This window comes from Clostridium sp. NSJ-49, assembly GCF_014287725.1.
GTDB lineage: Bacteria > Bacillota > Clostridia > Clostridiales > Clostridiaceae > Clostridium > Clostridium disporicum_B.
The window spans coordinates 1-8,411 of the sequence record NZ_JACOOP010000084.1 but is presented as its reverse complement, the minus strand read 5'-3'; the positions used below and the strand labels follow the sequence as shown (position 1 = coordinate 8,411).

General features: G+C 29.9%; 8 protein-coding genes. 1 reads left to right on the top strand and 7 read right to left on the bottom strand.

The genetic code is table 11. The features are described 5' to 3' along the window. Positions 1 to 271: 271 nt before the first annotated feature. From H8S10_RS17330 to H8S10_RS17300, 7 genes are all read right to left on the bottom strand, one after another. Positions 272 to 1,051 carry a TIGR02452 family protein gene (locus H8S10_RS17330; protein ID WP_186839696.1) on the bottom strand — a complete coding sequence of 260 codons (780 nt, stop codon included), beginning with the start codon at positions 1,049 to 1,051 and terminating at the stop codon, positions 272 to 274. A gap of 212 nt (positions 1,052 to 1,263) precedes the next feature. Then, positions 1,264 to 1,851 (bottom strand): nucleotidyltransferase family protein, encoded by a 588-nt coding sequence (locus tag H8S10_RS17325; protein WP_186839695.1) that lies wholly within the window; start codon positions 1,849 to 1,851, stop codon positions 1,264 to 1,266. After that, positions 1,841 to 4,123 carry a molybdopterin cofactor-binding domain-containing protein gene (locus H8S10_RS17320; protein WP_186839694.1) on the bottom strand — a complete coding sequence of 761 codons (2,283 nt, stop codon included), beginning with the start codon at positions 4,121 to 4,123 and terminating at the stop codon, positions 1,841 to 1,843. The genes H8S10_RS17325 and H8S10_RS17320 overlap by 11 nt, the downstream gene beginning before the upstream one ends. Before the next feature lie 5 nt (positions 4,124 to 4,128). Then, positions 4,129 to 4,584: a (2Fe-2S)-binding protein gene (locus H8S10_RS17315; protein WP_055263481.1), complete on the bottom strand. Its 456-nt coding sequence runs from the start codon at positions 4,582 to 4,584 to the stop codon at positions 4,129 to 4,131. After that, positions 4,574 to 5,374 carry an FAD binding domain-containing protein gene (locus H8S10_RS17310; RefSeq protein WP_186839693.1) on the bottom strand — a complete coding sequence of 267 codons (801 nt, stop codon included), beginning with the start codon at positions 5,372 to 5,374 and terminating at the stop codon, positions 4,574 to 4,576. Before H8S10_RS17310 ends, H8S10_RS17315 begins: the two co-directional genes overlap by 11 nt. A 166-nt stretch (positions 5,375 to 5,540) precedes the next feature. Further along, positions 5,541 to 6,860, bottom strand: coding sequence for a nucleobase:cation symporter-2 family protein (locus H8S10_RS17305; protein ID WP_186839692.1), 1,320 nt, complete (start codon positions 6,858 to 6,860; stop codon positions 5,541 to 5,543). A 290-nt stretch (positions 6,861 to 7,150) separates the two neighbouring features. Then, positions 7,151 to 8,185, bottom strand: a complete 1,035-nt coding sequence (locus H8S10_RS17300) for an XdhC/CoxI family protein (protein ID WP_186839691.1) — start codon at positions 8,183 to 8,185, stop codon at positions 7,151 to 7,153. Positions 8,186 to 8,309: 124 nt separating this feature from the next. On the opposite strand from H8S10_RS17300, the gene H8S10_RS17295 reads away from it, so the two are divergent. Then, positions 8,310 to 8,411 (top strand): IS1 family transposase (locus H8S10_RS17295; RefSeq protein ID WP_347707662.1); only part of this gene is annotated, 102 nt, incomplete at its 3' end.

The following is an 8,411-nucleotide window of genomic DNA, read 5'->3' as shown; positions in this document are numbered from 1 at the left end:
TGTAAAAACTGTACGAATCACAGCCATTATATTATGGGGACTTGTAATAGGATTATATTCAAATTTTATATATTCAATTAATAGCAAATTAATTGAATAAACTAATGAAAAATCTTAAAGCATTACGATTCAAATAGGATGTCCAAATGGATATACTATTATGTTATGCTAATTTCAACACTATTTTAAAACAAAGCCATTTGTTATAATTATACAATATACGTTCTTATGGTTACTTCTAAATTTTTCGTGTAATTCTTTTGTTAATAAACTATTGAATTACAGCAAAAATAACTTTTATTTGTACTGGTACAAATCCCCTAATGCATTTCTCAAAAATATCATAAACAACTTCTCTATCATTACCAAAAACTCCGCAACCAAATGCACCTAGTATTAATACCGTTGGTTTTCTACTTATCGCTAGTTTTACTATCTTTTCTATTCTCTTACTCATAATATCAACTAATAATTTCTCATCTCTTACCCCTTCAGCATATGCTTTTCTTCTGTTCACAGCTGGAGATACTATAAAAGAAGCTAACTCATAATTATCTAAAAGTTCGAGATTATCATTTCTTATTATAGGTACATTAGGAACATAAAGCATTCTATCATTATATAAAGGCGTATAATTTTCTCTATTAAATTTATAAAAATCATTCTGCTTTTTCAAACTTTCATATAGCATGGAAGCTCTACATAGACTTTCCTCTTGAGCTTTACTTCCACTTAAATATCCACCACCTGGATTAATAGCACTTGCAAAATTCAATGCTATTATATTCCCTCTTACTCCTTCATTTCTTAGCTTTAAAATAGTATCTATAGTCCCAAGATTTATAATATTATCTCTAACTATATAATTTTTTTGAATTTCTTTATAATTTTCAACATATGTCACTTCATCATTTACAAGTTCTGTTTTCTCTATCATATCCTTAACTTTATTATCAAGTTCTACCTTATTCCCATTTTTAGAAATATAAAAATTATTTTTAGCTATTTCAAAATTTTCTTTCACCACATCTCTTAACTTTTCATTGTTCATTAGCACACCCTCCTTATTTCCAATATTTATATTAATTATAGTATAAATATACCTAAGTTTATAACAAGACTAGTACTTATAAATTATAAAAATAAAAGGTATAGCAATAAAAGCTATACCTTCATATATACAAAAATAAATTTCTATTTTTTATTTGTTAATTATCTTCATGATTCGTTAATGATATCACCAAAATATTAATTTATCAATAATTAGGTGATTTTGTTTGTACTTTTTGAGTCTATATCATCTCTAGTATCAATATCCTTTAACTCTTCTTCATCTTCAATTTGAATTATCTTCAAATCATCTATATGTTTTTTTAGTATATGCTTACCACCAATATCACCTTTTAAACTTAATAGTTCTTCTAAATATTTTCTACTAAAAATATTAGGATTCCCTAATCTATCTTTAAACCCTATAGAGCATATTCCTTTACCCCCACTATTAAATTCCTCTATAAGTTTGTTTATACTTTTAGGCTTAATAAAAGGTTGATCGCAAACCATAAACATATATCCATCAGCACTCTTATCCCTACTTATTCCTAAAGCAATAGAATTAGATATCCCTAGTTCACTTTCAAAGTTTAAAACAACATCAAAACCTAAATCAATAGATTTTTGCTTTATCTCTTCATATTGAGTAACCACAATAATTTGATTTAATCCTTTTATACTTTTTAGCTTCTCTAAAGTATACATATATAGTGGTTTGTCATGAAAGTTAGTTAATAATTTGTTTCCATTAAACCTCTTACTATTACCTGAAGCCAATAAAATTAAATTAATCTTCATTCTCCATCATTCCCATTGCTATTTTTTCAGCAGTAATTGGAAGTGTTCTTATATTAACTTTAGTAGCATTATAAACAGCATGTGCTAAAGCTGGAGATGGTGTATTTATTACTATTTCTCCAATAGATTTTGCTCCAAAAGGACCAGTTGGCTCATAACTGCTTTCAAACTCTACTCTTATATTTCCTACATCAAGTCTTGATGGAATTTTATATTGCATAAAAGAATCATTTCTCATTCTTCCTTTGAAATCATAAGATATATCTTCATATAAAGCCATTCCTATACCTTGAACTATTCCTCCTTCTGCTTGAATCTTAGCTAGATTTGGATTTATCATAGTACCGCAATCAACTACTGCTACATAATCTATTATATCAAGTTTACCAGTTAATTTATCAATTTCTATCTCAACTGCTCCAACCATAAATGGTGGTGGTGATGTCTTTGAATAATGTGATTCACTAGCACTGATTGTTTTACTACCTCCAACTAAACATCTATTAGCTAAATCTACTAAAGAAATTTCCTTATCATCTTCATATGAATGAATTGACTTTCCATCAAAATCTAAGTTTCCTATTGGACACTCTAGAATTTTAGAAGCTTCTTCTAAAATTCTAACTTTTAAAGTTTCACATGTTTTAATAACTGCTCCTCCAGTTACATATGTAGTACTTGATGCATACGACCCTGTATCATATGGGCTTTGGTCAGTATCAACACCATGAACTACTATATTTTCAACTTCACAGTTTAAACAATCAGCAGCTATTTGAGCTAATATTGTATCACAACCTGTCCCCATATCTGATGCACCTATCATTAATGTATAGAATCCATCATCATTAAGCTTTATTTCTACTGCAGCCGTATCTATATTTGAAATACCAGACCCTTGCATAGCCATAGCTATACCAACTGACCTTATCTTACCATTTCCCATATCCCTAGCTGGATATTTATTATCCCAGTCTATCATATTCTTTGCTTTTTCTAAACATCTATCTAATGCACAACTATTAGCAATTTCTCCATAATAAGCTGGCATTACATCGCCTTCTTTAACCATATTAAGCTCTCTTAATTTAATAGGATCCATATTTAGTTTTGCTGCTAATTCATTTACAGCAGATTCTAAAGCAAATATCCCTTGAGTAGCTCCATATCCTCTATATGCTCCAGCCCCCATAGTGTTTGTATATACTACATCATAATTAAATTTATATGCTCTTGGAGTGCTATATAAAGGCATAGATTTATGAGCACTTAGCCCTACTGTTGTTGGTCCATGTTCTCCATAAGCTCCTGCATTAGATAAAGTATTAATCTCTATTGCTTTAATTATTCCATCTTTATTAGCACCTAAACGTACAGTTATCTCCATTTCATGTCTTGGGCTTCCATTTGTCATACTTTCTTTACGACTAAATATAAGCATTGCTGGTTTCCCAGTCTTCATAGTAACTATTGCTGGATAAACCTCACTAACTGCACTTTGCTTTGCTCCAAATCCACCACCTATTCTAGGCTTTACAACTCTAACCTTTGATTTAGGTATTTCAAGCGCATTAGCAATTATACGTCTTACATGAAATGGAACTTGAGTTGCAGATGTTATATTTAATCTTCCATAAATATCGAGTTCAGTAAAAGTTCTAAAAGTCTCCATCATAGCTTGATTATTAGCTTTTGTATGATAAGTTTCTTCTATTATGATATCACAGTTTTTAAGTTCTTCTTCTAAATTACCATGTTCAAAGCCACCAGTTGAACAAAGATTCCTCTTGTTATCTGCCCCTACATCACATAGAGCTTTAAAATCTTTCTCTGGGTGAACTAATATATTGTTATCTTTAGCATTTCTGAAATCTAAAACAGCTTCTAAAACTTCATATTTAACTTTAATAAGCTTCATAGCCTTATTTACTGCTTTCTCATTTTCTCCTGCTACTATAGCAACAGGATCTCCAACACATCTTAACCTTCTATCTAATATTAATCTATCATATGGACTAGGTTCAGGATAGGATTGTCCTGCTGTAGTAAATCTAGATTTAGGCACATCTTCATATGTTAAAATACACTCAATTCCTGGCACCTTCATAGCTACTGTAGTATCTATGCTTTCTATTAGAGCATGAGCATGAGGGCTTCTAAGTAATTTAACAACTAGACAATTCTTTGGTGCTAAGTCTTCTGTATATACTGGTTTTCCTGTTAATAGTGACATAGAGTCGCTTTTTCTTATGCTTTTATTTACATATTTCATATTTACTACTCCTTAGTTAATCCTAAATAGTTTTTTATCGCTCTTAATTGTCCCATATACCCTGTACAACGGCATAGGTTTCCTGCTAAATACAATTTTATTTCTTCATCACTTGGATTTATTAATTCTTTCTTCATAGCTAAAACATTCATTACAAATCCTGGGCTACAAAAACCACATTGCTCTGCCCCTTGATCAGCCATAAATTGTGCAAATTCTTTTGCCTCTTCTTCTAATCCTTCAATTGTAGTAACTTTTAAACCATTTGCCCTCATAGCAAGAGTTGAACATGAAAGTACAGGTTTTCCCTCTAAATGAACTGTACACAGTCCACAGTTTGCTGTATCGCATCCTCTTTTTACACTTAAAAATCCTTTATTTCTAACAAAATCTATTAATAATGTATCTGGTTCAATATCATCCTCAAAAACTTTATTATTTATCCAAACCTTAATTTTCATATGAACCTCCAACTATTCCTTCTATTCCTCTTTTTATAAACGCTTTAGCAAGAAGTAATCTATATTCCTTACTTCCTCTCATATTACTTTCAAATTTAACTTCATCAATTACCTTGTTTATTACTTTTTCTATTTCTTCTTTGGTAGGTATTTCACTTAATAATTCACTAACCCCTGACACTTCCATAGCTCTCTGAGGTCTAGCCCCTAAAACTACTTTCCATTTACCATCTAACTTAGATACTGCACAAGCTAAAGTAGGTATATCTGTTGCACTATTTCTATGAGTCATGTATCTAACCTGTCTATTATCTTTTTTAATTAATATTCTTACTAAAATATCATTATCATAAGGCATGTCCTTATATTCTGATAAAGGAATTATTCCACCTTTATATAATTCTACGTATGTATCTAAAGCTAATAATACTGTTAATATGTCTGAGAAACCAAATCTTGAATAAATACTTCCACCAATGGTTGCACAATTTCTAAATTGAACTCCTACTATGTATTTCAAACTTTCTTTTATAGATTCATCAAAATATCTATTAAGCTTGTTGCTTACTTCCATATCTCTTAATGTGCACATACAACCAATTTTTATAAATTCATCATCTTCTTCTATTTTATTTAATCCTAATGCTGATAAATCTATAGCATTTTGAATATTTCTTTCACCCATTTTAAGCCAAGCTGTACCACCTAAGACTACATTATTCTTTTTCTGATTTAACTCATAAGCTTCCTCTAAACTTTGAACTACTATATAGTTTTTAATAGTAAACAAATCACAATTCCTCCTAAACTTGTATCTAAATTCACACTAGAATATTAATTTATAGAAATATTTTCTATAATGCTCTTTACATAATAAATTTGCATATCTCCTAGAAATATGCAAATTCTCATATCATAAAATTAATATCGCTCTTATTTTAAAAACAACATTTCTTCTAATTATTAATCATAACTTCATCTTCTTTTTTATCTTTAGGTAAGATTAAATTTAAAATAGTAGCAATAACAAATGTCATTATGATTCCATTTTGAGCAAAAATGTTTCCAACCCAAGTTGGCAAACCAGCTAAAGCTTCTGGAACATTTCCAAGTCCAACACCAATTCCAATAGCAAGTGCTACGATTAAACCATTTCTACCATTTAAATTTTCTCTAAATAATGATTGAAGACCACTTACAAAAATCATAGCAAACATTATAACAGCTGCTCCTCCAAGAACTGATTGAGGCATTACTGATAAAACTGCACTTAATTTTGGAAAAAAACCTGCTAAAATTAAGAATAACGCACCTGTCATAATTACAAATCTATTGACTACTTTAGTAACAGCAACTAGTCCAACATTTTGACTAAAAGAAGTATTTGGTGCTACACCAAATAATGCTGCTATAAAACTTGCAACACCATCAGCTATTACTCCACCTGATAATTCTTTATCTGTTGCTTCTCTTCCAAGTCCTCCAACAGCTATTGCAGAAATATCTCCTATTGTTTCAACTGCTGTTGCTATATACATAATTACCATTGATATAATTGCATCTAATCTAAATTCAAATCCCATAACGAAAGGTCTTGGCAAGCTAAACCATGCTGATTCTTTAACTTGTGTAAAATCAACCATTCCCATAAATATAGCTACTATATATCCAATAATTATTCCTATTAAAATTGCAGAAGTTTTCATAAATCCTTTAGTATAATTTTGAACTATAATAATTACTAACATTACTATTGTTCCTATTAATAAGTGCTTAGGGTCTCCAAAGTCTGTTGCGCCCGCTCCACCAGCAAAATATTTAATTCCAACTGGAAGTAATGAAAGTCCAATAGAGATTACAACTAAACTAGTTACTATTGGTGGAAATAACTTTCTCAAAGGCTTAATAAAGAATCCTAAAACAATCTCTAAAAGTGCTCCAACTAAAGATGCACCCATTATTGCTGCATATCCATAAGTTGCACCAATAACTTTTTCTGTTCCTATAAACCCAGAACTTGTCCCCATTACAACCGGTAATCCTGAACCTACTTTAAAGATTGGATATAACTGAATTAATGTTGCAACACCAGCTATAAACATAGAATTTTGAATTAACATACTTTTTGTATTTGCGTCTATATTTAATAACCCACAAACAATTATTAAAGGTGATACATTTCCTAAAAACATAGCTAGAACGTGTTGTATACCTAGTGGTACTGCTTTTTTTAACGACACCCTTCCATCTAATTCATAAACATTTCCATTTTTCATACAAATATCCCCTATTACTGAACATTAAGTTTATTTAAAACATTATTGTTCGTATTTTAAAGATATAGTATCATATTTTTCTTTATCTGTATATACTTTTTTACCATACATTTAATTAAATTGTCATATTAATGAAATATTTCAATTTTTATTTATATACATTTTTACTTTTTCTGCAAAACACGAACATTAAACCTATGACCCTCTCTACAATGTGAAACATTTAAAAATTTTTATAAAAAAGCTATTTAATTGCTCTAAAATAGATTAATTAAATAGCTCTAATAAACTTATATATATTCAAAAACAACTTTTACTTTTCCACCACAAACCATCCCTAAAGTTGATGCATCTGAGTTTGATAGATTATACATTTCAACATCAGAACTTCTTCTATCAATTAGTTCTAAACTTTTTAAATATACAGCATTTTCCACGCTGCCTCCTCCAACAGTCCCTTTAAAACTCTTATCTTCTTTAATAAGCATTTTAGTTCCTATCCCTCTTGGAGATGATCCTACTTTCTCTACTATTGTAGCCAATACCTTCGCTTGATTGTCTTCAATAATTTCTTTTAAAATTTCTTCAGAAATTTCTGTTTTCTGATTTATATTCTTCTCTTTAATAATTTCAGCTGCTATACTTACAGCTATTTCTGCTGGAGTTTGTCCACCTATTTTTAATCCAATCGGAGTATGAACCTTATCAATTAACTCTCTACTATAACCAGCTTCTAACAATGATTCAACAACAGTTGCTACTTTTGCTTTACTTCCTATCATCCCAACATAAGCATAGTCTTTATCAATAGCAAATTCTAAACATCTTCTATCATCCTTATGTCCTCTAGTCACAATAACAAAATAAGTATTTTTATTAAAAATATTTTCTTTTAGAACTTCTTCAAAATTTCCGCAAATAACTTCATCTGCAAGATTAAATCTATCACTATTAGCAAATTCTTTCCTGTCATCTATAACTGTTACCTTAAAATCTAAAAGTTTTCCTATATTACATAATGGTAAAGCTATATGCCCACCACCACAAATAACTAAGTTAGGTTTACTAGCCAAATATTCTATAAAAACTTCCTTCTTATCATAAGTAACACTACATGTATCTTTGTTAAGCTTAATATTCTTTAAAATATCTCCCCATACCTCTTCGTAACATTCATCTTCTATCACAATATTATCGTCTGTTTTAAACAACTTTTGCCCAACAATATTTTCCCCTTCATATTCACCAGAAACAATTGTTATTAAATAAACATCTTTGCTCCTATTTAATACATTGTATAATTTCGTATAAAAGTCTTTTTTCATTTCTTCTCCCCCATTAACCCTTATCGATCTGTTAAGTTATATGAACATTGCTCTTCTCAGCCCAAGGAAATACAATAGGTTTGCGATACTAAATAATACCCCCTTCGAAAAGGAGAGAAGAACAATGAGCAAAACTAATATAAAATGCCCACGCTGTAATTCTGATAAACTATACAAGTTTGGTATGAATAAGCAGGCTAAACAAAAGTATCAATGTAAGCAGTGT